The 26,280-nt window shown below is 69.8% G+C and carries 25 protein-coding genes; 13 read left to right on the top strand and 12 right to left on the bottom strand.

Annotated elements, in window-relative coordinates; translation table 11 throughout:
* Positions 1–3 precede the first annotated feature (3 nt).
* On the bottom strand, positions 4–672 hold the full coding sequence (gene maiA / locus BP68_RS00760) for a maleylacetoacetate isomerase (protein WP_496368085.1): 669 nt from the start codon (positions 670–672) through the stop codon (positions 4–6).
* 117 nt (positions 673–789) lie between these two features.
* On the opposite strand from maiA, the gene BP68_RS00755 reads away from it, so the two are divergent.
* The 3 genes from BP68_RS00755 to BP68_RS00745 all read left to right on the top strand — a co-directional run bounded on the left by BP68_RS00755 (position 790) and on the right by BP68_RS00745 (position 2,722).
* On the top strand, positions 790–1,485 hold the full coding sequence (locus BP68_RS00755) for a fumarylacetoacetate hydrolase family protein (protein ID WP_496368083.1): 696 nt from the start codon (positions 790–792) through the stop codon (positions 1,483–1,485).
* A 77-nt stretch (positions 1,486–1,562) separates the two neighbouring features.
* Complete coding sequence (locus BP68_RS00750; protein WP_496368081.1) at positions 1,563–2,111, top strand: NUDIX hydrolase; 549 nt, start codon at positions 1,563–1,565, stop codon at positions 2,109–2,111.
* A gap of 107 nt (positions 2,112–2,218) precedes the next feature.
* A complete protein-coding gene (locus BP68_RS00745; protein ID WP_496368079.1) occupies positions 2,219–2,722 on the top strand; it encodes a DUF192 domain-containing protein in 504 nt (167 codons plus the stop codon).
* A 123-nt stretch (positions 2,723–2,845) separates the two neighbouring features.
* Here the strand turns inward: BP68_RS00745 and BP68_RS00740 are convergent, their stop codons facing one another.
* Positions 2,846–5,083 carry an NADP-dependent isocitrate dehydrogenase gene (locus BP68_RS00740; protein ID WP_496368077.1) on the bottom strand — a complete coding sequence of 746 codons (2,238 nt, stop codon included), beginning with the start codon at positions 5,081–5,083 and terminating at the stop codon, positions 2,846–2,848.
* A 543-nt stretch (positions 5,084–5,626) separates the two neighbouring features.
* Here BP68_RS00740 and BP68_RS00735 point away from each other — a divergent pair.
* Entirely contained in the window at positions 5,627–6,469 is an 843-nt protein-coding gene (locus BP68_RS00735) for an NHL domain-containing protein (protein WP_496368075.1), read from the top strand.
* A 293-nt stretch (positions 6,470–6,762) separates the two neighbouring features.
* Here the strand turns inward: BP68_RS00735 and BP68_RS00730 are convergent, their stop codons facing one another.
* Positions 6,763–7,344 carry a superoxide dismutase gene (locus BP68_RS00730; RefSeq protein ID WP_496368073.1) on the bottom strand — a complete coding sequence of 194 codons (582 nt, stop codon included), beginning with the start codon at positions 7,342–7,344 and terminating at the stop codon, positions 6,763–6,765.
* A gap of 165 nt (positions 7,345–7,509) precedes the next feature.
* Positions 7,510–8,847: an exodeoxyribonuclease VII large subunit gene (xseA, locus tag BP68_RS00725; protein ID WP_496368071.1), complete on the bottom strand. Its 1,338-nt coding sequence runs from the start codon at positions 8,845–8,847 to the stop codon at positions 7,510–7,512.
* Positions 8,848–9,208: 361 nt separating this feature from the next.
* On the opposite strand from xseA, the gene BP68_RS00720 reads away from it, so the two are divergent.
* From BP68_RS00720 to adk, 6 genes are all read left to right on the top strand, one after another.
* Positions 9,209–9,847: a MotA/TolQ/ExbB proton channel family protein gene (locus BP68_RS00720; protein ID WP_496368069.1), complete on the top strand. Its 639-nt coding sequence runs from the start codon at positions 9,209–9,211 to the stop codon at positions 9,845–9,847.
* 22 nt (positions 9,848–9,869) lie between these two features.
* Positions 9,870–10,295, top strand: a complete 426-nt coding sequence (locus BP68_RS00715) for an ExbD/TolR family protein (protein ID WP_496368067.1) — start codon at positions 9,870–9,872, stop codon at positions 10,293–10,295.
* Between the two features lie 5 nt (positions 10,296–10,300).
* Complete coding sequence (gene lpxK / locus BP68_RS00710; RefSeq protein WP_496368065.1) at positions 10,301–11,317, top strand: tetraacyldisaccharide 4'-kinase; 1,017 nt, start codon at positions 10,301–10,303, stop codon at positions 11,315–11,317.
* A 27-nt stretch (positions 11,318–11,344) separates the two neighbouring features.
* Positions 11,345–11,527 (top strand): Trm112 family protein, encoded by a 183-nt coding sequence (locus BP68_RS00705; RefSeq protein WP_496368063.1) that lies wholly within the window; start codon positions 11,345–11,347, stop codon positions 11,525–11,527.
* Entirely contained in the window at positions 11,524–12,309 is a 786-nt protein-coding gene (gene kdsB, locus BP68_RS00700; RefSeq protein ID WP_496368061.1) for a 3-deoxy-manno-octulosonate cytidylyltransferase, read from the top strand. The genes BP68_RS00705 and kdsB overlap by 4 nt, the downstream gene beginning before the upstream one ends.
* A 144-nt stretch (positions 12,310–12,453) precedes the next feature.
* Positions 12,454–13,110 carry an adenylate kinase gene (gene adk, locus BP68_RS00695; RefSeq protein WP_496368059.1) on the top strand — a complete coding sequence of 219 codons (657 nt, stop codon included), beginning with the start codon at positions 12,454–12,456 and terminating at the stop codon, positions 13,108–13,110.
* Between the two features lie 66 nt (positions 13,111–13,176).
* Here the strand turns inward: adk and BP68_RS00690 are convergent, their stop codons facing one another.
* Entirely contained in the window at positions 13,177–14,151 is a 975-nt protein-coding gene (locus tag BP68_RS00690; protein WP_496368057.1) for an asparaginase, read from the bottom strand.
* Between the two features lie 79 nt (positions 14,152–14,230).
* Here BP68_RS00690 and lexA point away from each other — a divergent pair, with 79 nt between their 5' ends.
* The 3 genes from lexA to BP68_RS00675 all read left to right on the top strand — a co-directional run bounded on the left by lexA (position 14,231) and on the right by BP68_RS00675 (position 16,053).
* Entirely contained in the window at positions 14,231–14,905 is a 675-nt protein-coding gene (gene lexA / locus BP68_RS00685; RefSeq protein WP_496368055.1) for a transcriptional repressor LexA, read from the top strand.
* Positions 14,906–15,075: 170 nt separating this feature from the next.
* Positions 15,076–15,447, top strand: coding sequence for a hypothetical protein (locus tag BP68_RS00680; protein ID WP_496368053.1), 372 nt, complete (start codon positions 15,076–15,078; stop codon positions 15,445–15,447).
* Between the two features lie 105 nt (positions 15,448–15,552).
* Entirely contained in the window at positions 15,553–16,053 is a 501-nt protein-coding gene (locus BP68_RS00675) for a pyridoxamine 5'-phosphate oxidase family protein (RefSeq protein WP_496368051.1), read from the top strand.
* Between the two features lie 54 nt (positions 16,054–16,107).
* Here the strand turns inward: BP68_RS00675 and hrpA are convergent, their stop codons facing one another.
* The 7 genes from hrpA to BP68_RS00640 form a co-directional block, all read right to left on the bottom strand.
* Complete coding sequence (gene hrpA, locus BP68_RS00670) at positions 16,108–20,136, bottom strand: ATP-dependent RNA helicase HrpA (protein ID WP_496368049.1); 4,029 nt, start codon at positions 20,134–20,136, stop codon at positions 16,108–16,110.
* A gap of 51 nt (positions 20,137–20,187) precedes the next feature.
* Positions 20,188–21,528: an NAD(P)H-dependent oxidoreductase gene (locus BP68_RS00665; RefSeq protein WP_496368047.1), complete on the bottom strand. Its 1,341-nt coding sequence runs from the start codon at positions 21,526–21,528 to the stop codon at positions 20,188–20,190.
* A gap of 152 nt (positions 21,529–21,680) precedes the next feature.
* Positions 21,681–22,385: a nitroreductase gene (locus tag BP68_RS00660; RefSeq protein ID WP_496368045.1), complete on the bottom strand. Its 705-nt coding sequence runs from the start codon at positions 22,383–22,385 to the stop codon at positions 21,681–21,683.
* Entirely contained in the window at positions 22,379–23,563 is a 1,185-nt protein-coding gene (locus BP68_RS00655; RefSeq protein WP_496368043.1) for an acetyl-CoA C-acyltransferase, read from the bottom strand. Before BP68_RS00655 ends, BP68_RS00660 begins: the two co-directional genes overlap by 7 nt.
* Positions 23,560–25,026, bottom strand: coding sequence for an AMP-binding protein (locus BP68_RS00650; protein ID WP_496369042.1), 1,467 nt, complete (start codon positions 25,024–25,026; stop codon positions 23,560–23,562). The genes BP68_RS00655 and BP68_RS00650 overlap by 4 nt, the downstream gene beginning before the upstream one ends.
* A gap of 38 nt (positions 25,027–25,064) precedes the next feature.
* On the bottom strand, positions 25,065–25,649 hold the full coding sequence (locus BP68_RS00645; protein ID WP_496368041.1) for a biotin transporter BioY: 585 nt from the start codon (positions 25,647–25,649) through the stop codon (positions 25,065–25,067).
* A gap of 36 nt (positions 25,650–25,685) precedes the next feature.
* Positions 25,686–26,279: an energy-coupling factor transporter transmembrane component T family protein gene (locus BP68_RS00640; protein WP_496368039.1), complete on the bottom strand. Its 594-nt coding sequence runs from the start codon at positions 26,277–26,279 to the stop codon at positions 25,686–25,688.
* Position 26,280 lies beyond the last annotated feature (1 nt).

The following is a 26,280-nucleotide window of genomic DNA, read 5'->3' as shown; positions in this document are numbered from 1 at the left end:
GGCTCAGGCCTCGCTGTCCGGGCAGGCCGAGGGCTGGGCGCGCTGGAAGGCCGCCAGCTGCATGCAGGCGTCGTGCGCGGCCATGGTGAGCGGCAGTCCGTCCAGGTCCACGTTGAAGCGCCGGCCGTTGTAGATCTGCGGTACCAGGCAGCAGTCGGCCAGCGTGGGCGTGTCGCCCCAGCACAGGCGCGAGGGCGCCAGCCCGGCGGCGGCGCGCTCCTGCGCCAGCAGCGCGAGCTGGCGCTCGAAGGCTTCCAGCCCGCTGCGCACCCAGTGGCGGTACCAGGCGTCCTTGGCCGCGTCGTCAACCTGCAGCTGGTGCTTGAGGTACTTGAGCACGCGCAGGTTGTTGAGCGGGTGGATCTCGCAGGCCACCATCTGCGCCAGGGCGCGCACATGGGCGCGGCCCAGGGCGTCGGCGGGCAGCAGCGCCGGTGCGGGGTGGGTCTCTTCCAGGTATTCGATGATGGCCATGGACTGCGCGAGCAGGTGGCCGTCATCGGTCTCCAGCGCCGGCACCAGCGCATCGCCCAGGCGGCTGGCGTAGGCCGGCGCGCGGTGCTCGGCCTTCACCAGGTGCACGGGCACGTAGTCGTAGGGCAGGCCCTTGACCTCCAGCGCGATACGCACACGAAACGATGCCGAGGAACGAAAATAGTTGTAGAGCTTCATGCGGTCACAGCATAAGCCAAGCCACAGGGCCCGGAATGCACCGCGGCGCCCATGGCCGCGTCCGCGCCATGGCACACTGCATCCATCCCGAAAACCCCTTCAGAGACAGCCGCTTCCATGAGCTACGTGTTCCCCCCCGCTCCCCAGGCCAGCGTTCCCGTGACGGGCTCCGCCCAGCGTTTTCCGGTGCACCGCATCTACTGCGTGGGCCGCAACTATGCGGAGCACGCCAAGGAAATGGGCTTCACCGGCCGCGAGCCGCCCTTCTTCTTCATGAAGCCGGCCGATGCCGTGCTGCCCGTGGACCAGGGCACGACCGGGCAGTTGCCCTACCCCACGCTCACGGCCAGCCTGCACCATGAGATCGAGCTGGTGGTGGCCATCGGCCGGGGCGGCAAGAACATCGCCGCACAGGACGCGCTGCAGCATGTCTGGGGCTACGCCGTGGGCCTGGACATGACGCGCCGCGACCTGCAAAACGATATGAAGAAGCAGGGCCGCCCCTGGTGCATCGGCAAGGGCTTCGAGGCCAGCGCGCCCATCGGCCCGATCACGCCTGCCGCGCAGGCCGCCGGCGTGGAGCAGGCCGCCATCTGGCTGCAGGTGAACGGCACGGACCGCCAGCGCAGCAGCGTGGGCCAGCTGATCTGGAACATCGCCGAAACCATCGAGCACCTGTCCGCCGCCTGGGAGCTGCAGCCCGGCGACCTGATCTTCACGGGCACGCCCGAGGGCGTGGGCGCCGTGGTGCGCGGCGATGTGCTCGAAGGCGGCATCGACGGCCTGGGCACGTTGCGCATGGCGGTGGCCTGACGCGCCTTGCTATCTTAAGAATAGCTGCTAGCGCTTGATGTATAAGCGCTGCAGCCTTTTTTGATTCATAAACCCCAATGACCTTCCGCCGCCCCATCCAGCATTGCCGCGACTGCGGAACGGCCGTGGCCTACCGCGTGCCCGACGATGGCGACACGCGCGCGCGCGCCGTCTGCCCCGCCTGCGGCACCATCCATTACGAAAACCCCCTGATGGTGGTGGGCACGGTGCCGGTGCTGGGCGACCGGGTGCTGCTGTGCAAGCGCGCCATCGAGCCGCGCTGGGGCAAGTGGACGCTGCCCGCCGGCTTCATGGAGCTGGACGAAACCACGGCGCAGGGCGCGGCGCGCGAGACCGACGAAGAGGCCGGCGCCCAGATCGAGATGGGCCCGCTGTTCTCGCTGCTGAACGTGCCGCAGGTGGGCCAGGTGCATCTCTTCTACCTGGCCACGCTGCAGAGCGACCGGTTCGACCCCGGCCACGAGACCATCGAGGCCCGCCTGTTCAGCGAACACGAAATTCCCTGGGACGAAATCTCCTTTCGCACCGTCAAGACCACGCTGGAACAGTACTTCGCGGACCGGCGCGCGGGGCGTTTCGGCATGCACACCTTCGACATCCTCTAGCCGCGCAGGCCGCACGGGCAGCGCGAGCGCCCTCGCGCCACGCCACGCCTGCCATGCCCGCCTGCTACGCTCGGCAGCACCACCGCTACCGCATCACAGCATCGCCCATGAACACCCTCGCACACCCCGCTCCTTCCACGCCGCGCCGCGCCCTGCGGCAACTGCTGGCCATCGGCCTGGGGCTGGCGGCCGCCAGCGCGGCCATGGCCCAGGCCCCGGCCGAACCCCAGATGCAGCTGCCGCGCACGGAGCTCACGGCCGGCATGCACCGCATCGACGCCCAGGTGGCCGCCGCGCCGCAGGAGCGCCAGACCGGCCTGATGTTCCGCAAGGACATGCCGCAGCACGAGGGCATGCTGTTCGTCTTCGAGCAACCCGCCACGCAGTGCTTCTGGATGCGCAACACCCTGCTGCCCCTGACCGCGGCCTTCGTGGCCGACGACGGCACCATCGTGAACCTGGTCGACATGCAGCCCCTGTCCGAGGAATCGCATTGCTCCGCCAAGCCCGTGCGCTTCGTGCTGGAGATGAACCAGGGCTGGTTCGCCAAGAAGGGCCTCAAGGCGGGCAGCAAGCTGGCGGGCAAGCCCTTCCACGCCGCGCGCCCCTAAATAAGGGCTCCACAACAAAGAAACCGGCCGACCCGCCCCCGCGCAAGGCGGGGTGGGTCGGCCGGTTTCGGCCGTTGCGCGCCAGGGCCGGTCACACGACCGGCTCCGGCGTCACGGCACGGCTCAGGCCGTCAGGGAGGCGATGGCCGCGTTGAACGTGGTGCTGGGGCGCATCACGGCATTCAGCTTGGCCAGGTCCGGCTGGTAGTAGCCGCCGATGTCGGCCGGCTTGCCCTGCACGACGCGCAGTTCTTCGACGATCTTGGCCTCGTTCTCGGCCAGCTGCTTGGCCAGCGGCGCGAACTTGGCGGCCAGGCCGGCATCCTCGGTCTGCGCGGCCAGGGCCTGGGCCCAGTACAGGGCCAGGTAGAACTGGCTGCCGCGGTTGTCGATCTCGCCCACCTTGCGCGAGGGCGACTTGTTCTCGTCCAGCAGCTTGCCGGTGGCCTGGTCCAGCGTCTTGGCCAGCAGCTTGGCCTGGGCGTTGTTTTCCTTCAGGCCCAGGTCTTCCAGCGACACGGCCAGGGCCAGGAACTCGCCCAGCGAATCCCAGCGCAGGTAGTTCTCTTCCACCAGCTGCTGCACATGCTTGGGGGCCGAGCCGCCGGCGCCCGTCTCGTACATGCCGCCGCCGGCCATCAGGGGCACGATGGACAGCATCTTGGCCGAGGTGCCCAGTTCCATGATGGGGAACAGGTCGGTCAGGTAGTCGCGCAGGATGTTGCCGGTCACCGAGATGGTGTCCAGGCCGCGGGCCACGCGCTCCAGCGTGTAGCGCATGGCGCGCACCTGGCTCATGATCTGGATGTTCAGGCCGGTGGTGTCGTGCTCCTTCAGGTACTTCTCGACCTTCTTGATCAGCTCGTTCTCATGCGGGCGATAGGGGTCCAGCCAGAACACGGCGGGCATGCCGGAATTGCGGGCGCGGGTCACGGCCAGCTTCACCCAGTCGCGGATCGGCGCGTCCTTGACCTGGCACATGCGCCAGATGTCGCCCTCTTCCACGTTCTGCGTCAGCAGCACTTCGCCGGTGGCGATGTCCACGATGTTGGCCACGCCGTTCTCGGAGATCTCGAACGTCTTGTCGTGCGAGCCGTACTCCTCGGCCTTCTGCGCCATCAGGCCCACGTTGGGCACCGTGCCCATGGTGCGCGGGTCGAAGTTGCCGTGCCACTTGCAGAAGTTGATCATCTCCTGGTAGATGCGGGCGAAGGTCGACTCGGGCATCACGGCCTTGCAGTCGTAGGTCTTGCCGTCGGCGCCCCACATCTTGCCGCCCTGGCGGATCATGGCGGGCATGGAGGCGTCCACGATGATGTCGTTGGGCGAGTGGAAGTTGGTGATGCCCTTGGCGGAATCGACCATCGCCAGCTCGGGGCGGTGCTCGTGGCAGGCGTGCAGGTCGCGGATGATCTCCTCGCGCTGCGAGGTCGGCAGCGTCTCGATCTTCTCGTACAGCGTGGCCATGCCGTTGTTCACGTTGATGCCCAGCTCGTCGAACAGCTTGCCGTGCTTCTCGAAGGCTTCCTTGTAGTAGATCTTCACGCAGTGGCCGAACACGATGGGGTGCGACACCTTCATCATCGTGGCCTTCACGTGCAGCGAGAACAGGATGCCGGCCTTCTTGCAGTCGGCCAGTTCCTTCTCATAGAAGGAGCACAGGGCCTTCTTGCTCATGAACATGGAGTCGATGACCTCGCCGTCCAGCAGCTTGACCTTCTCCTTCAGGACGATGGTCTTGCCGGACTGCGTCTCCAGCACCATCTTCACCTCGCGGGCCTTGTCCAGCGTCATGGACTTTTCACCGTGGTAGAAGTCGCCCTCGTGCATGTGCGACACATGCGTCTGCGACCACGGCTTCCACTCGCCCATGGAATGCGGGTGCTTCTTGGCGTAGTTCTTCACCGCCAGCGGCGCGCGGCGGTCGGAGTTGCCCTCGCGCAGCACGGGGTTCACGGCCGAGCCCAGGCACTTGGAGTAGCGCGCCTTGATCTCCTTGTCCTGCTCGCTGGTCGGGTTCTCGGGATAGTCGGGAATCTTGTAGCCCTTGCCCTGCAGCTCCTTGATGGCGGCCATCAGCTGCGCCACCGAGGCGCTGATGTTGGGCAGCTTGATGATGTTCACATCCGGCTCCAGCGTCTTCTTGCCCAGCTCGGCCAGCGTGTTGGGCACGCGCTGATCCTCGCTCAGGCAATCGGGGAACTCGCCCAGGATGCGTGCGGCCACCGAGATATCGCTCTCGGTCACGTCGATACCGGCCACCGAGGTGAAGCTGCGCACGATGGGCAGGAACGAGGCCGTGGCCAGGCGCGGCGCCTCATCGGTCAGGGTGTAGATGATGGAGGGTTTTTGGTTGCTCATCTCGTCTCTCAGGTAAACAAAACAGAGGTCTTGCGCCGCCGGTTCGCAGCCTTGCGCGCAGTCATCCGGTGTGACAGGCGGATTGTGCGCGAGTCGCCGCCCGGAAATCGTGTAATTTGCAATCGAATATCGCATTGCAAAAAATCAGAGGCGAAACAGGCCTCTTTTTTTGCAAGTCTTCTACAAGACTGTCCGCCCAGCGCCAAAGCAAGCCTGTCAACCTGACCTCCAGCCTGCCGCAAAAAGCCGCCGCCCCGCAGCGGGCCAACCCGCACACCGACCGGGCTGCACCGGCCATGCAGCCGCCTCACTCCGTTGCCCCCCCGGCAGGCTGTGTCCTGGGCGACGCAAATTACCCAATTTCAGGGATGTTGCAAAACGCCACAAATGCCTACAGTGGCGGAGCCCGGCGCAGTGCGTTTCTCATGTTTTTGGCCTCTAGCGCTTTCAGAGCAATCGCTAGCAGCTATCAAATAAAGAGCAACCCAGCACCCCGCCAGCCCGCGCCGCTTTTTGGCATGAACGCCCCCGGAGACCCTGCACATGGCCATCACCCCCCTGCTTTTTCACCGCAACCGCGTGCCGCACGGCCCGCCCGCCTGGCTGGCGCGGTGGCATCTGGGCCTGCTGTGCTCGGGCGCCCTGCTGCTGTCCTGGGGGGTGCGGGCGCAAACCATCCAGACCGTGGACGAATCCGGCCTGGTGCCGGAAGGGGCGCCCGCCACCTCCATAGCCATCCATTCCCCACAAGCCATCGCCCGGGACGGCGCGGGCAGCCTCTATATCGCGGACACCGAAAACAACCGCATCCGCAAGGTGGATGCCGCCACCGGCGCCATCACCACCGTGGCCGGCAACGGCATCCAGGGTTATGGCGGCGACAACGGCACCACCACCGCCGCGCAGCTGGACTTCCCCACCGATGTGGCCGTGGACGACGCGGGCCACCTCTATATCGCAGACACCTACAACCACCGCATCCGCAAGGTGGACGCCGCCACCGGCGCCATCACCACCGTAGCCGGCAACGGCACAGCGGGCTCCGGCGGCGACAACGGCGCCGCCACCAACGCGCAGTTGAGCTACCCCAGCGGCGTGGCCGTGGACAGTGCGGGCCACCTCTATATTGCGGACACCTACAACCATCGCATCCGCATGGTGCACGCCGCCACCGGCACCATCACCGCCGTGGCCGGCAGCGGCACAACGGGCCTTGGCGACGACAGCGGCACCAGCGCGCAGTCGAACACCCCCAGCGGCGCGGCAGCAGAAGGTGCGGCTCACCTTGATCGCGCGGACCAGGGCAGCCGCCGCTTACGCCAGGTGGCGCCTGCGGCGCCGCGCCCGGCGGGTTCGTCCATGGCGCGGTCAGCGGCGATACCGTGAGCTGCCAGGTGAGCGACAACGGCTCGGACGACAGCAACACCCACCCCGCCACGCCCGGCGTGACCGAAGCCCCTCGCACCATGCTGGGGCTGGCCGCGCTGGCGCCGAGGATTTAATTTTCTCAGGGCTGCAGCGCTTGTGCAGTAAGCGCAAGCAGCTCCTTTTTCAATAGCACCTTCCACCCCGCAGGCGCTGCGGCATGGCGCCCGCGAGGCGCAACAAGAAGGGGCCCGGAGATCGCTCTCCGGGCCCCTTGTCGTGGTGGCCGGCGGCCTGCGCCGGCGCCGCCGCGATCAGGCGAAGTTGGCTTCGGCGAACTTCCAGTTCACCAGCTTGTCGAGGAAGGTTTCGACGAACTTGGGACGCAGGTTGCGGTAGTCGATGTAGTAGGCGTGTTCCCACACGTCCACCGTCAGCAGCGCCTTGTCGGCCGTCGTCAGGGGCGTGCCGGCCGCGCCGGTGTTGACGATGTCCACCGTGCCGTCGGCCTTCTTGACCAGCCAGGTCCAGCCGGAGCCGAAGTTGCCCACGGCCGACTTCACGAAGGCTTCCTTGAAGGCGGCGTAGCTGCCCCACTTGGCGTTGATGGCGGCGGCCAGCGCGCCGGTGGGTTCACCGCCGCCCTGGGGCGCCATGCAGCTCCAGAAGAAGGTGTGGTTCCAGATCTGGGCCGCGTTGTTGTAGATGCCGCCGGACGACTTCTTGACGATCTCTTCGAGCGTCATGGACTCGAACTCGGTGCCCTTTTGCAGGTTGTTCAGGTTCACCACGTAGGCGTTGTGGTGCTTGCCGTGGTGGTACTCCAGCGTTTCCTGGCTGTAGTGGGGAGCCAGGGCGTCGATGGCGTAGGGCAGCGGAGGCAGGATGTGTTCCATGGTGAGGTCCTTCGTGGGTTGGGATTCTGGGCGGTCACCGGCGCGGGGCGCGCGGTGCAGCAACGGGCATTGTAGGAAAGGAATCGCCGGCGCCGCTGCGCGCGGCGCGCGACTCCCGCCGCCGGGTGCGGGTATGGCGGCGCTGGCGGCGCAGGTGGCCCGCGGTCACAGCAGGCCGCGCTGCGACACGGTGAGGTCAAGCTCGCCCTCGGCCAGGGCAGCGTGCACGGCGTCGCCCGGGCGCACCTGGGCCGGGCGCGTCACGGGCTGGCCCCGCTCGTCGGTCAGCAGGGCGTAGCCGCGGCGCAGCACCAGTTGCGGGTTGAGCAGCTCCAGGCGCAGGGCGGCGCGCTCCAGGCGCTCGGTGCGCTGCGCCAGGCCGCGCCGCAGGATGTGGGGCAAATCGGCCTCCAGCGCTTTCTGGGATTGCGCAAGGCGCTGCGTTTTCAATAGCAACCCATGGCGCATGCGCTGGGCCAGGCGGGCCAGCTGCATCTGCTGGCGGGCCACGAAGCCCGAGGGCCGGCCCAGGCGCTGCGCCGCCAGGTCCAGCCGCTGCAGGCGCAGGTCGATCTGGCGCTGCGCCCCGTCGGCCAGCCGCTCGCCCAGCAGGTCCAGCGCCCCCAGCCAGACGGCGCGCGGCTGGGCCACCAGCTCGGCGGCGGCCGTGGGCGTAGGCACGCGCAGGTCGGCGCAGAAGTCGGCGATGGTGAAGTCGGTCTCGTGCCCCACGCCGCTGACCAGCGGCACCGGGCTTTGCACGATGGTGCGGGCCACGCGCTCGTCGTTGAAGGCCCACAGGTCCTCGATGGAGCCGCCGCCGCGCACCAGCAGGATGACGTCGATGATTGGCGGCGCCTCCGCGTTTGCAGCCAAATCGCCCTCTGGCGCCCGCCCCTTCTGCGCAAGCAGATACAGTTTTGATAGCGCATCGGCGATGGACGCGGGCGCCTGCGCGCCCTGCACCAGGGCCGGCACCAGCACCACGGGAATATGGGGTACGCGCCGGCGCAGCGCCGTCACCACGTCGTGCAGGGCCGCCGCCCCGGCCGAGGTGACCAGGCCGATGCCGCGCGGCAGGGCCGGCAACGGCCGCTTGCGCGCGGCGTCGAACAGGCCCTCGGCCTCCAGCTGGGCCTTGAGGCGCAGGAACTGCTCGAACAGCGCGCCCTGCCCCGCGCGCTGCAGCCCCTCCACGATGAGCTGCAGGTCGCCGCGCGCCTCGTACACGCCCAGGCGGCCGCGCACCTCCACCAGTTCGCCGTCGCGCGGCGTGAAGTCCAGCTGGCCCGCCGCGCGGCGGAACATGGCGCAGCGGATCTGCCCCTGCCCGTCCTTGAGGGTGAAGTAGCAATGTCCGCTGGACGCGCGCGAGAAGCCCGTAATCTCGCCGCGCACCGCGACAGGGTTGAACCGCGCCTCCAGCGCATCAGCAATGGCGCGGCACAGCGCGCCAACTTCCCAGACAAGCGGCGCCGCGCCTGCATTCGTGCGCTCAAACATAGGCGGCTCCAGGCTTTGGCGCGCCAGCGGGGGCGGCATTAGTCCACAGATACTGGCGAGCGGCGGCCAGCTCGGCCACAGGGCACGCAACCCGCCCGAAATCACGAATACACATGCAAGTCATTGATTTCCATTGATTTTTTGCTGCGCGATTTTTCATCAATCTAGCCAAACCACGCAACGGCGCCGTCTGCAGCGGTCTGTCCAGGCGGTTTCCCACAAAGTTATCCACAGAAAATGTGCGTGAGCGGCCCGTCAGGGGCGGCCGGGGTATCACCCCGCGGCGTGAGCGTCCGGCCCGCGGGGGCATCCGCAAGCTGCGCCATAATCCCCGCTGCTTTTATCGTGAGCGGAGTGAGAATTGCTGTCGATCATACAAGCCGCAGGCTGGCCGATCTGGCCCCTGATTGCCTGCTCCATCCTGGCGCTGGCGCTGGTTTTCGAGCGCTTCGTGGCCCTCAAGACGGCCCGCGTCGTCCCCCCCAAACTGCTGGACGAGGCCATCTCGGTCTCCTCCAAATCCGTTCCCGCGCCCGACGTGGTGACCCAGCTGGCGCAGAACTCGGCCCTGGGCGAGGTGCTGGCCAGCGGCCTGCGCACCCTGAACGGCAATCCGCAGAGCAGCGAGGCCGACCTGCGCGCCGCCATGGAGGGCACGGGCCGCGCCGTGGCGCACCGGCTTGAGAAATACCTCACGGCCCTTGCCACCATCGCGTCGGCCGCGCCGCTGCTGGGCCTGCTGGGCACCGTGATCGGCATGATCGAGATCTTCGGCTCCCAGGCCGGCACGGGCGCCGTGGGCGCCACGGGCGGCGGCAACCCGGCGCAGCTGGCGCACGGCATCTCCATCGCGCTGTACAACACGGCCTTCGGCCTGATCGTGGCCATTCCCACGCTGATCTTCTGGCGCTATTTCAGGAGCCGCGTGGACGCCTACCTGCTGGCGCTGGAGCTGGCCTCCGAACAGTTCGTGCGGCACATCAACCGCCTGCGCAAGTAAGCGCCCAAGGCACAGGCCCGCCATGAACTTTCGCCCCCGCCAGAAGGAAGAGCCGGAGATCAACCTGATCCCGTTCATCGACGTGCTGCTGGTGATCCTCATCTTCCTGATGCTGTCCACCACCTACAGCAAGTTCACCGAACTGCAGCTGTCCCTGCCCGTGGCCGATGCGCAGCAGCTGCGCGACCACCCCAAGGAAGTCATCGTGGCCGTGGCCGCCGACGGGCGCTACGCCGTCAACAAGACCACGCTGGAGGGCAAGCAGGTCGAGCAGGTGGCCCGCGCCCTCGCCGAGGCCGCCACCGCCGGGCCGAACAGCGTGGTCATCATCAGCGCCGACGCCTCGGCGCCGCACCAGTCCGTGGTCACGGTGATGGAGGCCGCGCGCCGCGTGGGCCTGTCGCAGATCACCTTCGCCACCCAGTCGTCGGCCACGGCCCGCAAGTAAGGCCCATGGCCGCCGACGGCCGCGCCCCCACCCTCTCCACGCGCCTGCGCCAGGCCTGGCTGCGCCGCGGCCCGCTGGCCATCGCGCTGTGGCCGCTGTCGCTGCCCTACCGCGCGCTCACGGCGCTGCGCCGCGCGTTCTACCGGCGCGGGCTGCTGCGCAGCGAGCGCCTGCCGGTGCCGGTCATCGTCGTCGGCAATGTGATCGCGGGCGGCGCCGGCAAGACCCCCGTGACCCTGGCCGTGGTGCGCCACCTGCAGGCCGCGGGCTGGCACCCGGGCGTGGTGTCGCGCGGCTACGGGCGCACCACCACCGACTGCCGCGAGGTGCTGCCCGCCAGCACCGCCGCCGAGGTGGGCGACGAGCCCGCGCTGATCGCCCGCGCCGGCGCGGTGCCGGTCTTCGTGGCACGCCGGCGGGCCGAGGCCGGCCGGGCGCTGCTCGCGGCCCATCCGGCCACCGACATCCTGGTGTGCGACGACGGCCTGCAACACCTGGCGCTGGCGCGCGACGTGGAGATCTGCGTCTTCAACGACGAGGGCACGGGCAACGGCTGGCTGCTGCCCGCTGGCCCGCTGCGCGAGCCCTGGCCGCGCGCCGTCGATCTGGTGCTGCACGCCGGCCCCGCGCCCGGCGGGCCGGCACCCCAGTTCGCGCTGGCGCGCACCCTGGCCCCGCATGCGCTGGACGCCGCCGGCCGCCGCGTGCCGCTGGCGCAGCTGCGCGGCGAGCCCCTGCACGCGCTCGCGGCCATCGCCCGGCCCCAGGATTTCTTTGCCATGCTGCGCGCCCAGGGTCTGGCACCCGCCACCGAAGAGGCACTGCCGGATCACTATGATTTTCATAGCTGGAAACGATTACCAGACAAGCGTGAAAGGCTTGTTTGCACCGAAAAGGACGCCATCAAGCTCTGGCCCGCGCACCCCGACGCCCTGGCCGTGCCGCTGGCCCTGGAGATCGCGCCGGCCTTCTACGCCGCGCTGGACCAGCGCCTGGCATCGCTATCATCGCCACGCCATTGAGAGCGTGCACACGTTCTGAGGAACACCATGGACCCCAAACTGCTTGAACTGCTGGTCTGCCCCGTCACCAAGGGCCCGCTAACCTATGACCGCGAACACCAGGAACTCATCTCGCGCAGCGCGCGCCTGGCCTACCCCGTGCGCGACGGCATTCCCGTGCTGCTGGAAAACGAAGCCCGCACCCTGACCGACGAGGAGCTGGAGCAGTGATCGCCGCCGCGCCGTTCACGGTGCTGATACCGGCGCGCCTGGCCTCCACCCGCCTGCCCGACAAGCCGCTGGCCGACATCGCCGGCCTGCCCATGGTGGTGCATGTGGCGCGCCGCGCCGCCCGCAGCGGCGCGCAGCGCTGCGTGGTGGCTGCCGACGACGCCCGCATCGTCGACGCCTGCCGCACCCACGGCGTGGAGGCCCTGCTCACCCGCACCGACCACGCCAGCGGCAGCGACCGCCTGGCCGAGGCCTGCGAGCTGCTAGGCCTGCAGGGCGACGACATCGTAGTCAACGTGCAGGGCGACGAGCCGCTCATCGACCCGCAGCTGATCAACGCCGTGGCCGCGCTGCTGCACCACCGCGCCGACGCCAGCATGGGCACGGCCGCCCATGCCATCGACAGTGCAGCCGACTTTGCCAACCCCAACGTGGTGAAGGTGGTGCTGGACGCACAGGGCCTGGCGCATTACTTCAGCCGCGCCCCCATCCCGCACGCGCGCGACCACGCCGCGGGCAGCGCCTGGTGGCAGCAGGGCCAGGGCGTGCCCGCGGGCTTCGCGCCGCTGCGCCATGTCGGCATCTACAGCTACCGCGCGGGCTTTCTGCGCCGCTTTCCGCAGCTGCCGCCCGCCCCCACGGAGATGCTGGAGGCGCTGGAGCAGCTGCGCGCCCTCTGGCACGGGCACCGCATCGCCGTGCATGTGACCGGCAGCCCCCCCGGCCCCGGCGTGGACACGCCCGCCGACCTGGAACGCGTGCGCGCCCTGCTAGCCGCCTAGCCCGCGCCTCCTGGCGCCGCTCCGGCGCGCGTCAGTCTCGTGCATGCCACGCGTGCTATCCTTGACCGCCTCAAGAGCACATGTCCCGCGCAGGCGCGCCGGCGGCAGCCGTGCCCGCTGATTTCAAAACACAAGAGGACATCCATGAGACTGATTCTGCTCGGCGCTCCCGGCGCCGGAAAGGGCACGCAGGCCGCGTTCATCTGCCAGAAATTCGGCATTCCGCAAATCTCCACGGGCGACATGCTGCGCGCCGCCGTCAAGGCCGGCACGCCCCTTGGTCTGCAGGCCAAGGCCGTCATGGACGCCGGCCAGCTCGTGAGCGATGACCTGATCATCAATCTGGTGAAGGAGCGCATCGCCGAAGCGGATTGCGCCCAGGGCTTCCTGTTCGACGGCTTCCCGCGCACCATCCCCCAGGCCGACGCCATGAAGGCCGCCGGCGTGAAGCTGGACTACGTGCTGGAAATCGACGTACCGTTCGACGCCATCATCGAACGCATGAGCGGCCGCCGCTCGCACCCCGCCTCGGGCCGCACCTACCACGTCAAGTTCAACCCGCCCAAGGTGGAGGGCCTGGACGACGTGACCGGCGAACCCCTGGTGCAGCGCGAGGACGACAAGGAAGAAACCGTGAAGAAGCGCCTGCAGGTCTACAGCGACCAGACGCGCCCGCTGGTGGACTACTACTCCGGCTGGGCCCAAACCGACCCCGCCGGAGCCCCCAAGTACCGCGCCATCCAGGGCACGGGCAGCGTGGAAGAGATCACCGCACGCGCCTTCGAGGCCCTGGCGAGCTGATCCGCCCCGCCCCCATGGCACAACGCCCCGCTCTGCGGGGCGTTGTGGTTTGTGGCGCGTGGTTTCTCAGGCCTGGGCGATGGCCGCCTGCATCAGCTCCAGCAGCAGGCTCACACGGGCCTTCACGGGGCTGAGCCCGTCCGCGTCGCGCCACGGCGCATCGCGCAGGCTCACCATGCGCCCCTGCGGGCAGCGCGACGCCACGCGCACCTGCACGCCGGCGGCCGCGGCGCGCGCCAGGGCGGCCTCCAGGGCATGGTGCAGCGTGCCATCGCCCGTAGCGGCCGCCACGATGCCCTGCACCTGCCCGTGCACCAGACAGTCCACCAGCCTGCCGTCGGCGCCGGCATGGCTCATCACGATGTCCACCCGCGGCCAGGCCACGCCGTCCAGGGCCGGCACCAGCGCGCCATGGAGCGGCACGCCCGCCTGGGGTGCGCAGCCGCGCGCCCAGCGCACGCGCCCCGCCTCTATCCAGCCCAGGGGGCCCACGTCGCTCGACTCAAAGGCGTCCAGCCGCAGCGGATGCACCTTGCTCACCTCGCGCGCGCCGTGCACCACGCCCGCGGCCACCACCAGCACGCCGCGCGCCGACGCCTCTGCCGCCAGCGTCACCGCGTCGAGCAGGTTCTGCGGCCCGTCCGGCGCGAGCGCGGTGGCCGGACGCATGGCACAGGTCAGCACCACCGGCTTGGTTGCGTCCAGCAGGTTGTGCAGCAGCCAGGCCGTTTCCTCCAGCGTGTCGGTGCCATGCGTGACGACGATGCCGGCCACCGCCGGGTCGGCCAGCAGCGCCGCGCAGCGCTGCGCCAGGCGCGTCCAGACATCGAAACCCATGTCCTTGCTGTCGAGCTGCGCGAGCTGCTCGGCCTCCAGCACGCCGCCCGCCGCCTGCGCCAGGCCGGGCACGGCGGCCAGCAGCTGCGCCACGCCGATCTGCGCCGCCGTGTAGCCCACGTTGGCACCGGGCACGTTGGACGTGCCGGCAATCGTGCCCCCGGTGCCCAGCACCACGATTTTTCTGTCTTGTCCCACTTGCATCCCTTTGGAAACTGTTTAAAAATACAGATACTGGATTAAAAAACAGTTGTTCATCCACCCGCCTGCATTGGATCGCACCATGCTCGACAGCCCCAAGCTCACCGCCCGCCAGCAGCAGATCCTGGACTTGATCCAGACCGCCATCGCGCGCACCGGCGCGCCACCCACGCGCGCCGAGATCGCGGCCGAACTGGGCTTCAAGTCCGCCAACGCCGCCGAAGAGCACCTGCAGGCCCTGGCGCGCAAGGGCGTCATCGAGCTGGTGAGTGGCACCTCGCGCGGCATCCGGCTGCGCGGCGAAACCGTGCGCAACATCAACGCCGCACGCGGCACCCAGTTCAGCCTGCCGATTCCCGGCCTGTCGCAGCTCACGCTGCCGCTGATAGGCCGCGTCGCCGCAGGCTCGCCCATTCTCGCCCAGGAGCATGTGGACCAGACCTACACCGTGGAGGGCAGCCTGTTTGCGCACAAGCCGGACTACCTGCTCAAGGTGCGCGGCATGTCCATGCGCGACGCCGGCATCATGGACGGCGACCTGCTGGCCGTGCAGACCACGCGCGAGGCGCGCAACGGGCAGATCATCGTCGCCCGACTGGGGGACGACGTGACGGTCAAGCGCCTGCGCCGCACGGGCAGCGCCATCGAGCTGCTGCCCGAGAACCCCGACTACCCCGTGATCCGGGTCGAGCCCGGCGAGCCCTTCGAGATCGAAGGCCTCGCCGTGGGCCTGATCCGCAACACCATGCTCATGTAGCGCGCACCCCTCCGGTGCGAGCGCCGCCGCAGGTGGCGGGCGTCTGGCATGGAGGTGCGCAGCGGGCATCACGCCCGGCGGCGGCCGCATGCCAACCCTGCGGATGCGCGCTTTTTTGGCAATCCTGCCTGTGTTCCACCTTCATGCCCCTGGCATGCCGGAGTTTTCACATGGGATTTGCCCTCTCCACACTTTCCGCCCTCTACCGCCCCCTGCGCCGCGTCGCCGTATGGGTGCGGTCGCACGCCTCCCGCCCTGTGGCCGGGGCCTGTACGGAAGCCTTGCGCGATGGCGTGCCAGGCGCCACGGCGTTGCGCCCCCTGCACGTGCAGCGGCTGCCAGCCTTGGCCAGGCCGCTGCCTGTTGGCCAGAGCGCACGGCTGGCGCCGGCCGGGGAGCTGGCCCGCTGCGCCGCTGCATCACCGCCGACCCGTCCGCTGCGCGTGATCCTGAACCGCCACGAAGGCAACGCCTGCCGCCTGGTGATTTCCGGGCGCATGGCCGATGTGTGCGCAGAGCTGGAGCGGCTCGCCCTGCCTTAATGGCCGCTGCGTGGCCGTGCTGGCGGCCGGCGATGACGGGAACGGGCACCCAGCGCATGGCCTGTTCCTACAATGGCTGGCACCGCACCCCGCCCGCCCACCGCCATGCCCCATGAATCCCGCCTGGACCAGTCCCTGCGCCAACTGCTGCAGGGCCGCCGCACCGCTGCGCTGGGCACGCTGCAGGCAGCGCCCCCGGAAGCAGGCGCCACAGGCCAAGTCGCCGCGGTGTCGTTCGTGCCCTATGCCATCGACCCCGCTGCTCGGGTGCTGTTGATCCATGTGAGCGCCCTCGCCGCCCACAGCCGCAATCTGCAGCACTCGCCCCTGGTGTCGCTGCTGATCACCGCGCCCGAGGAGCCAGACCAGCCGGTGCATGCGCTGGAGCGCGTCACGGTGTACGGCCGGGCCACGGTGCTGGCGCCAGAGGCGGCCGGCGCGGCCCGGGCGGCCTACCTGCGGCGCTTCCCCGAGGCCGAGCCCATGACCGCCCTGGGCGACTTCCGCTTCGTACAGATCGCGCCGCTGGGCGCGCGCCATGTCGCGGGCTTTGGCGCCGCGCGGGATCTGTCGGCCGACGCACTGGCCGCGCTGCTGGCGCCTTGACCGCCCCCGCGCCCCGGCAGGTGACGCCGGCGCGGCATGCCAGCCGCTATGAGGCTATGAGGCGAGCTGGAACCAGACCTTGTCCAGCCGCTTGATGCTGACCGGGTACGGCGTGCGCAGCTCCTGCGCGAAGAAGCTCACGCGCAGCTCCTCCAGCATCCAGCGGTACTCCTGCATGCGCGCGTCCACCTGGCCCTTGCACTCGGCCACCAGGCGCCAGTAGCGCTGCTCCAGCGGCTGCAGCTCCTTCAACTTGGCGGCGTCGCGGGCCGGATCGGCACGCACCTTGTCCAGGCGCGCGACGATGGCCTTCAGATAGCGCGCGTAGTGCTGCAACTGCACCCAGGGCGCGGCGGCGATGAACTGGCGGGGCATCAGCCTTTGCAGCTGCTGGGCCGCATCGGCCGTGGCCTCGGGGGCGTTCTTGGTGTCCTTGATCTTGCGCTGGGCCGCCGCGTACTCGACCAGGATCACGCCGGCCATGCGCGCCACTTCGTTGGCGATCAGCGTCAGCCGCCCGCGTCCGTCCTGCACACGCTGCTGAAACTGCGCCGCGTTGGCCGGCAGCGGCTCCTGCAGGAAGGCGCGGTCGATGGCCACGTCGATGATCTGGGCGCGCAGCTCCTCCTGCGTGCCCAGCGGCATGTAGGCCACGGCCATTTTCTGCAGGTCGGGGATGTTCTTCTCCAGGTACTTGAGCGCATCCTTGATCTGCAGCGCAAACAGCCGGCGCAGGCCGACGCGGTGGCGGGCGGCCGCGGCCTCGGGTTCGTCGAACACCTCGATGCCCACGGCATCGCCCTGGTCGATGAGCGCCGGAAAGCCGATCAGCGTCTGGCTGCCCTTCTGGATTTCCATCAGCTCGGGCAGTTCGCCAAAGGTCCACTGGGTATAGCGCGCGTCCACCTGGCTGGCCTGGCCGCCCTTGGGGGCGGCGCCCTCATTTTTGATAGCTGCTTGCGCTTGCCTTCCCTTGGTTTCAGGTACTTTTTTATCTGAAACTGGCTTCTGGTCTGCGCCAGCAGCTATCTTTAATGAGGCCAGCGCCTGGAAGGCGCCCCGGGCCTTGGCGCCCAGCTCGGCTTTGAGCGCGCCCAAGTTGCGGCCCTGGCCCAGCTGGCGGCCATGCTCGTCGGTCACGCGGAAGTTCATGAACAGGTGCGGGCTCAGCATGTCGAGCTTGAAGTCCGCGCGTTTCACGTCGAGCGAGGTCTCGCCCTGCACCTGCTTGAGCAGCGCGTCGATCAGCCCGCCCTGGGCCCAGCGCTCTTCCGAGGCGAACAGCGCGGCCAGCCGCGCCGCGCTTTCGGGCAGCGGCACGAAGCGGCTGCGCGGGCGCTGCGGCAGGCTCTTGAGCAGGGCCTGGATCTTGTCCTTGAGCATGCCGGGCACCAGCCATTCGGCGCGCTCCTCGCTCACCTGGTTGAGCACGAACAGCGGCACCGTCACGGTGACGCCGTCGCGCGCATCGCCCGGGCTGTGCAGGTAGGCGGCCGTGCAGTCCACGCCGCCCAGCTTGACGGTCTTGGGGAAGTTGTCGGTGGTGATGCCCGCGGCCTCGTGGCGCATCAGCTCGTCCCTGGACAGGCGCAGCAGCTCCGGCCGGCCCCGGCTCTCCGCGCGGAACCAGTGGTCGAACGTGGCGCCGCTGTAGATGTCCTGGGGCAGGTGCTGGTCGTAGAAGGCGTAGATCAACTCGTCGTCCACCAGCACGTCCTGGCGGCGGGACTTGTGCTCCAGCTCCTCCACCTTGCGCACCAGCTTCAGGTTGGCGGCCAGGAAATGCCACGGCGTCTCCCACTCGCCCTCCACCAGCGCCTGGCGGATGAACAGCTGGCGCGCCTCGTAGGGGTCGATGCGCCCATAGCTGACGCGGCGGCCGTTGTAGACCACCAGGCCGTAGAGCGTGGCCCGCTCCAGCGCCACCACGTCGGCCTGCTTCTTGGACCAGTGCGGGTCCAGCAGCTGCTTCTTGAGCAGGTGGCCGCCCACCTCTTCCAGCCACTGTGGCTCAATGGCGGCAATGCCCCGGCCGTACAGGCGGGACGTCTCCACCTGCTCGGCCGCCACGATCCAGCGCCCGGGCTTCTTGCTCAGGTGCGCGCCGGGGTGCGGGTGGAACTTGATGCCGTGCGCGCCCAGATAGGCGTCGCTTTCCTCGGCGCGGTAGCCGATGTTGCCCAGCAGCCCCGACAGCATGGACAGGTGCACCGCCTCGTAGCCGGCGGGCTCCACGTTCACCTGCCACTTGTGCTCCTTCACCACCGTGAGCAGCTGGCTGTGGATGTCGCGCCACTCGCGCACGCGGCGGATGTTGATGTAGTTCTGCCGCAGCAGCTGCTCCCACTGGCGGTTGCTGATCTTGTGCGTGGCGTCCAGCGGCTCGGCGGGGTCGAACAGCGCCAGGCGCTCCTGCACCGAGCCCTGCACCTGCGCGCCGCTGCTGCGCTGGCTGACGGGCAGGAAGGCCTGGTTGCGCGGCTTGGCCGCGGGCGCGCTCTGCGCCGCCATCTCCTTGCGCGTCTGGGCCACCACCTTGCCGCCGCGCGCGTCCTGCAGCCACTTCCACAGCCGCAGGTAGCCGGTGAACTCGCTTTTCTCGTCGTCGAACTTGGCATGCTGCTGGTCGGCCTGCTGCTGCGCCTCCAGCGGCCGGTCGCGCACGTCCTGCACCGACAGGGCCGAGGCGATGACCAGCACCTCGGCCACGGCGCCGCGCCCGCGCGCCTCCAAAATCATGCGGCCCACGCGCGGATCCAGCGGCAGGCGGGCCAGCTCCTGGCCCATGGGCAGCAGGTTGCCGCGATCGTCCACCGCGCCCAGCTCGGCCAGCAGCTGGTAGCCGTCGGCAATCGCGCGGCCCGAGGGCGCCTCCAGGAATGGGAAGTTCACCACATCGCCCAGGCCCAGCGACTTCATGCGCAGGATGACGCCGGCCAGCGAGCTGCGCAGGATTTCAGGGTCGGTGAAGCGGTCGCGCTGATTGAAATCCGCCTCGTCATACAGGCGGATGCAGATGCCGTTGGCCACGCGCCCACAGCGGCCCGCGCGCTGGTTGGCCGCCGCCTGGCTGATGGGCTCTACCAGCAACTGCTCCACCTTGCTACGAAATGAATAGCGCTTCACGCGCGCCGTACCTGCGTCAATGACGTATCTGATGCCTGGGACCGTGAGCGAAGTCTCGGCCACATTGGTGGCCAGCACGATGCGCCGGCCCGTGTGGCCGTCGAAGATCCGGTCCTGCTCGGCCTGCGACAGGCGCGAGAACAGCGGCAGCACCTCGGCAGAGCGCAGCACCGGCGAGTGCTGCAGGTGCTTGCGCAGGTGGTCGGCCGCCTCGCGGATCTCGCGCTCGCCGGGCAGAAAGACCAGAATGTCGCCGCCCTTGCCACCTTGCCAGAGTTCATCGACCCCATCGGCGATCGCGTCGTTGAGGTCGAAGTCCTTTTTTTCCTCGAAGGGCTTGTAGCGCATCTCCACCGGGTAGGTGCGGCCCGAGACCATGATCACCGGCGCCGGCCCGGCCTTGCTCTCAAAGTGCTTGGCGAAGCGCTCGGCGTCGATGGTGGCCGAGGTCACCACCACCTTCAGGTCCGGGCGCTGGGGCAGGATCTGCTTGAGGTAGCCCAGCAAAAAGTCGATGTTCAGGCTGCGCTCGTGCGCCTCGTCGATGATCAGCGTGTCGTAGGCGCGCAGCAAGGGGTCGGTCTGCGTCTCGGCCAGCAGGATGCCGTCGGTCATCAGCTTGACCGAAGCGCCCTTGTGCAGCGTGTCTTGAAAGCGCACCTTGTAGCCCACCACCTCGCCGGGCGGCGTGTTCAGCTCCTCGGCAATGCGCTTGGCCACGCTGCTGGCGGCAATGCGGCGCGGCTGGGTGTGGCCGATCAGGCGCCCGCGCGTGCCCTCGGGCGCATTGCACCGGCCGCGCCCCAGGGCCAGGGCGATCTTGGGCAGCTGCGTGGTCTTGCCCGAGCCCGTTTCGCCGCAGACGATGATGACCTGGTGCCGCTGCATGGCCTCCATGATTTCCTCACGGCGGCTGGAAACGGGAAGTTGCTCGGGAAAAGTGATCGTGAGGGGCATAGGGGCCGGGATTATCCCAGCCCCCAGCCGGCCGCGCCGTCCCCCTGCCGGTCAGCCGGCGAACATGGCCTCCATCTCGCGTCGGACCCGGTAGGCGTGGGTGGTGGTGTCCATCGCCACGTCGTCCCAGGAAAGCGACTGCCCCCGGGCCACGGGGCGCACCACGCGAGCGTTGTGCGCCATGCCCAGCGGCAGTCCCTTGATCTGGCGCGAGGTGGCGGCCGGCAGCAGCTTGCCCCAGACGGTGTAGCCGCCCTCGCCGTCCAGCATGTCGCCGGGGCGCAGGTCGCGCTTGGCGGTGGCCACCACGTCGGCGTTCCAGTCCAGGGGCACGCCCGTGGGCTCGCCGCGCAGGGCCACGCTGGCCACCGACATGCCCACCTCCAGCCCGATGAGGTGCCAGCGCTTGTACAGCGTGAAATAGCGGCCGGACGGGTCGGTGTGGGCGTTGTACTCCTCGAAGCAGTGCTTGATGTAGTCGGTCTCGGCCTCCACGGTCACCCACACGCCCATGCGGATGTCGTAGGGAATCTTGCGGCCGTCCTTCTCCAGCGAGGAGACCACCTCCACCATGCCCTTCTGCTCCAGCACCCCGCCCTCGCTCACGGGCCGCGTGACATAGGGAATGTCTTCCACGCTGGCCGGCGGGTACAGCAGGCCGTTGCTGGGCACGGCCAGGCCCGTGGCGTTAGACACCGCCGTACTCTCGATGCTGGGCTTGGAGCCGTCGAGGAAGCTGTTGAACATCTTGGGATTCAGGCCGCCGCGCTGCGCCTGCTCGGGGCTCAATCCGTAGTGGCCCCACACCGTCTCAGGCGTGGACTCGCAAAAGTGCGGCAGCCACTTGTGGCCGCGCCCCGCCGCCACCACCGGAAAGCCGCAGGTGCGCGCCCAGTCCACCAGCTCGCAGATCATGGCGGGCTGGTCGCCATAGGCCATGGAATACACCACGCCCGCCGCGGCCGCCTTGCGCGCCAGCAGCGGGCCGCAGAAGGCATCGGCCTCCACGGTCACGTTCACCACATGCTTGCCGTGCTCGAAGGCGTGGAGGATGTGGTCCACCGCCGCCATGGGGTTGCCCGTGCACTCCACGATCAGCTCGATCTGCGGGTGGCTCACCAGGGCCTGCCAGTCCTCGGTGATCCAGGTCGTCCCTTGGTCCAGCGCTTCCTGCGCCGTCGCCGCAGACGACTGCCCGGGCTGCCAGCCCACGCGCGCCAGGCTGGCGCGGGCATTGGCGGGCGACAGGTCGGCAATGCCGACCAGGTGCACGCCGGGCATGCGCGGCACCTGCGCCAGGTACATGGCGCCGAACTTGCCCGCGCCGATCAGGCCAATACGAACGGGGCGCCCTTCCTGGGCGCGCTGCAACAGTTTCCGATGGAGGTTCATGGACACACGGGTCGAGGTGAGCGTCGCCGGGGACGCAAGGCCGGCGCCTGCGGGCAGCCGGAGCGGAGGTCAAGCCGCAGCCACCCTAACCCAGGGGGCGGCCGGCGTCTCTCGGGACAAGACCTGAGCCCACCGCCCGCGCCTCGCGGCGTTCAGCGCAGCACGGTGAAATACCGCGCCAGCGCCTCGCGCTCGGTGCGGGCTCGGTTCACCGGCGCCTGCCCGTCCTCCCAGCCCAGGGCCATGCCGCACACCACCAGCTCGGTGGCGGGCAGGCCCAGGGCGTCGCGCACGATCTGCGGGTAGCTGGCCAGCGCGCCAATGGCACAGCTCGCCAGCCCCCGGGACTGCGCGGCCAGCATCAGCCCATGCAGGCACATGCCCAGGTCCATGAAGCCGCCGGCGCCGAAGTCGCGGTCGATGGTCACCACCAGCGCCACGGGGGCATCGAAGAAACGGAAGTTGCGCTCGAACTGCAGCGCCCGCCCCCGGCCATCGCCCCGCGCCACGCCCAGGGCGCCGTAGAGGGCCTGCGCCGCGGCCACCTGGCGCTTGCGCAGGACCAGCGGCATGGGGCGGGGAAAGTAGCCGTAGTCCTCGGCCTCGGGAACCTGGTCGCGCCAGGCCTGAGTCAGTGCGGCGCTGAGCCGTTCGCGCGCCGCGCCCTCCACCGCCCAGAAGCGCCCGGGCTGCAGGTTGGCGCCGCTGGGCGCCAGCCGCGCCGTGACCAGCAGGCTTTCCAGCATGGCAGCGGGCACGGGCAGCGGCAGAAAGGCGCGCACGGAATGGCGGGCGCGCGCCAGCGCCTCGAAGGAGTCCTCCGCCTGGGGTGTCGCCAGGGGCTCGGACCTCAACATGCCGCCACCTCCACCCATGTGGCTGTGCCCAGGCCGCCCGCGCCGGCAATGCAGGCAAGGCCGCGCAGCGCGCGCCGCAAGCCCGTGCGCTGCTGCGCCTGCAGCTGCGCCAGCACGCGTACCAGGGCGATGGCGCCCGATGCGCCGATGGGGTGCCCGCGCGCCAGGCCACCGCCCTGGCGGTTGACGGCCTCGTGCGGCAGGCCGAAGGCGTTGCAGAACGCCAGGCCCTGGGCGGCGAAGGCATCGTGCAGCTCCAGCGCATCCAGCGCATCCAGCTCTTCCAGGCGCCAGCCGCTGCGTTCGCGCGCAGCGCGGGCCGCGTCGATGGCGCACAGCATGGGCGCCTCGGGCGATCCGCCCACGCTGGCGCTGCCGCACCAGTGCGCGCGCGGCCGCAGGCCCCAACGTGCGCAGGCGGCCGGCGTGGCCAGCAGCAGCAGGGCCGCGCCGTCGGCCTTGGGCGATACCGCGACGGTACTGACGCCGCAGTCCACGCCATCGGGCGCCTGGCCCTGTACCACGGCGGGCATGCGCGCCACGCGCTCGGCGCTCAAGCTGCGGGGATAGGTATCGTGCGCCAGCCCGTGCAGCGGCACGATCTCGGCCGCCATCGCGGCGCGCGCGGCCACGGCGCGGGCATGGCTGGCCTGGGCGTAGGCGTCCTGCGCGGTACGCGTCAGCCCCTGGCACCGCGCCCAGGCGCCTGCGGCCTGCAGCATGTCGGGGTCGCGCGTGGGCCAGGGCGTGAATGCGGGGCGCTCGTAAGCCACGGGCGCGGCGCCGGCCTGCGCGGGCCGGTGCAGGCGCAGGGGCGCCCGGCTCCAGGCCTCCGCACCGCCGGCAATCACCACCTGCGCCTGACCCAGGGCCAGCAGGCCGCAGGCATGGGTGACAGCGTCCAGCCCTGCGCAGCATTGCGTGTCCAGCGTCACGGCGGGAATGCGCTCGGCCAGTCCGGCCGCCAGTGCCAGCACACGCGCGGGGTTGCCGCCCGCGCCCAGCGCGTTGCCCAGCACCACGGCATCCACGGCCTGCGGCGGCAGGCCGGTATCGGCCAGCAGGCGCGCCACCAGCGGCGCCGCCAACTCATGCGGTTGGCAGCCCGCCAGCGCCCCACCCACGGGGGCCACCGGCGTGCGTGCCCAGGCCAGGATGGGCATGGGCGCGCCCTTCATTTCCAGGCCTCCAGCACGGTCGCTGCCTCCTGCCCGGTGGCCGCCCGCGCCTGCAGCGTGCGGCCGATGGCCGCATGGTCGGTCTTGCCGCTGGCCGTCTGGGGCCAGTCGCCCGTCCATACCCACCAGTGGCGCGGCGTCTTGAAGGGCTCCAGCGCCTCGCGGCACCACGCTGCCAGCGCCAGCCCGCCGGGCGGCCGCGCCTGCCCGCGCCACTGCAGCACCGCATGCACGCTGGCGCCGCGCAGGCCGTCGGCCACGCCCTGCAGGCTGGCCTGCGCGACCTGGGGATGGGCCAGCAGACGCGTCTCCACCTCTTCGGGAAAGAGGTTCTTGCCCTGCGTGACCAGCATGCGGTTTTCGCGCCCGCACAGGTGCAGCAGGCCGCTGTCGTCGAGGTAGCCCATGTCGCGCACCGACAGCCAGTCGCCCTCGCGCAGCGCGGCCGTGGCATCGCTCTGGTTCACATAGTCCATGAACAGCATGGGACTGCGCACCCAGATCAGCCCCGGCGTACCCGGCGGCTGCGCCTGGGCATGCGGGTGCGTGCCGATGTGCAGGTCCACGTTGCTGAAGCGCCGCCCCACGGCCTGCGCGGGGGCGCCGGCGTCCGCGTCCATCCAGGCGACGTAACTGGCCTCGGACGCGCCGTAGAACTCCACGATGCGCGCCCGCGGGAACAAAAGGCGCAGCGCGGGCGTGCGCTCGCGCAGCCAGCGCGCGCCGCTGATAAGCACCAGCTCCACGCCCTCGATGGGGGCCAGCCCCCGCCGCTGCGCCCATTCCAGCATCAGCACCAACTGGCTGGGAACGGCCACCAGCAGGCGCGCGGCGCCCGACTGCAGCGCGGCCAGCGCGCGCGGCGCGGAAAAGCGCTCCTGCAGCACAGCGCCCGCGCCGGTCCACAGGCCCAGCAGCGCGCCGAACAAGAACAGCGAGTGCGACATGCGCCCCGGTGCCAGCACGCGCGTGGCGGCGGCGGGGCCGAAGTCCTGCAGGCTGACGCGAAAGCTCTCGGCCCACGAACGGTGGTGGCGCATGAAGCCCTTGGGCACGCCCGTGCTGCCCGAAGTGAAGCCGATGTAGAACGGCGACTGTGGCGTGGCCGCTGCCGCCCGGGCCTGATCGAGGGGCAGCCGCCCGGCCACGGCCTGGGCCACGCCTGCCGGCCACTCCGGATCGCCCATGGCCGCGCAGCGCCCGCTGGCGATCACGCCCAGAAAGGCCAGCACGCTCTCCAGCGTGCCGCCCTGCCCGCGCAACAGCACGGTGGCGGGTGCGCCTTCGGCGTCCAGCCGGCGGGCCTCGGCCTGCACGCGCTCATGCAGCTCGGCAAAGCCGATCTGTCGTGTCTCGTTGGCCAGCGCCAGGGCATGGGGCCGCGTGCGCGCCCAATGGGCCAGCGGCCCGTGCACCCAGTCGAACAAGGCCGGCAGCGCCTCGCCGGCCAGCAGCTGCGCCATGGGCATATCCGGCTGCTCCTGCATACAAAGGCCGGCGCTCAACGCTGGCGCCCACCGAACTGCCAGTCCGGCAGCGCCTTGGCGACGGTGTGCACCACCACCGCGCACAGCACGCACTTGACCAGGTCACCCGGCACGAAGACCAGGTCGGCCCAAATGGCCTTGTCCAGCGGCATCTGCGCGACCAGCACCAGCCCCGCGATGCCCATGGCATGCAGGAACACCAGGCCGCCCAGCACCGAGGCGATGAACGCGCTGAGCGCCGTGCGCAGCGGCGTGGTATGCGGCAGCAGGCGCATCAGCGCGCCCGTCACACCCGCCGCCACCGCATAGCCCACCAGGTAACCGGCCGACGGCGCCATAAACACCCCCAGGCCGCCGCGCCCGCCCGCCAACAGGGGCAGGCCCGCCGCCACGGCCGCCAGGAACAGCAGCATGGATTGGAAGCCCCGGCGCGCGCCCAACAGGCAGCCGGCCAGCATGACGCCCAGCGACTGCAGGGTGATGGGCACGCCCAGCGGCAGGTCGATCTTGGGGATCAGCCCCATCACGGCCATCAGCGCGGCGAACAGCGCGACCAGCGCCATGGAGTGGGAGGTCTTGCGGGATACGGCAGTCGTCATGAAAACATCCTTGTTCAAAATGAGAAAGGGCCAGGCTTATCCACCCAGACGGACATAAATGGCGTCGGCCACGCGCTGCGCGCCCTGCAGCATCTGCACCGTGAGTGGCGCAATCAGCCGCAGGCCGCCTGGGCGGCCGGTGCGCAAGCGGTGGGCCTCGTCCAGCTTTTTCCACTGCACGAAGAAATGTTCGGTAAAGCGCAGCATGAGCGCGAGCTGCAGCGACACGCGCTCGGGCCGCAGGCCCAGCCGGGCCAGGGGTGCCAGCAGCGCGTCCAGCACCTGCAGCAGGTCGGTGGGGCGCGTGCTCACGGTGAGCGCCACGCCCAGCGTGGAGGCGCAGGCCAGGCGCAGCGCGCTCACAGCCGCCACATCGGGGCGACCCATCCACAGGTGGAACCCCGCCACCAGCAGCGCCGCCACCAGCACCGACACGATGAGCCGCCGCGCCACGCGCGTGGCCGCGCCCAGGCCGAACCACAGCAGCGCGCAGACCAGCCCCGCTGCCGCCAGGGCCCATGGGCTGGACACCAGGAACAACAGCGTGCCCAGCACCGCCATGCAGGCCAGCTTGCGGCCCGCGGGCCAGCGGTGCAGCCAGGTGAGGTGTTCGCTGTAGAGGCTGCCCATG

It is taken from the genome of Diaphorobacter oryzae DSM 22780 (assembly GCF_059568935.1).
This window is presented reverse-complemented; position numbering and strand designations above follow the sequence as displayed.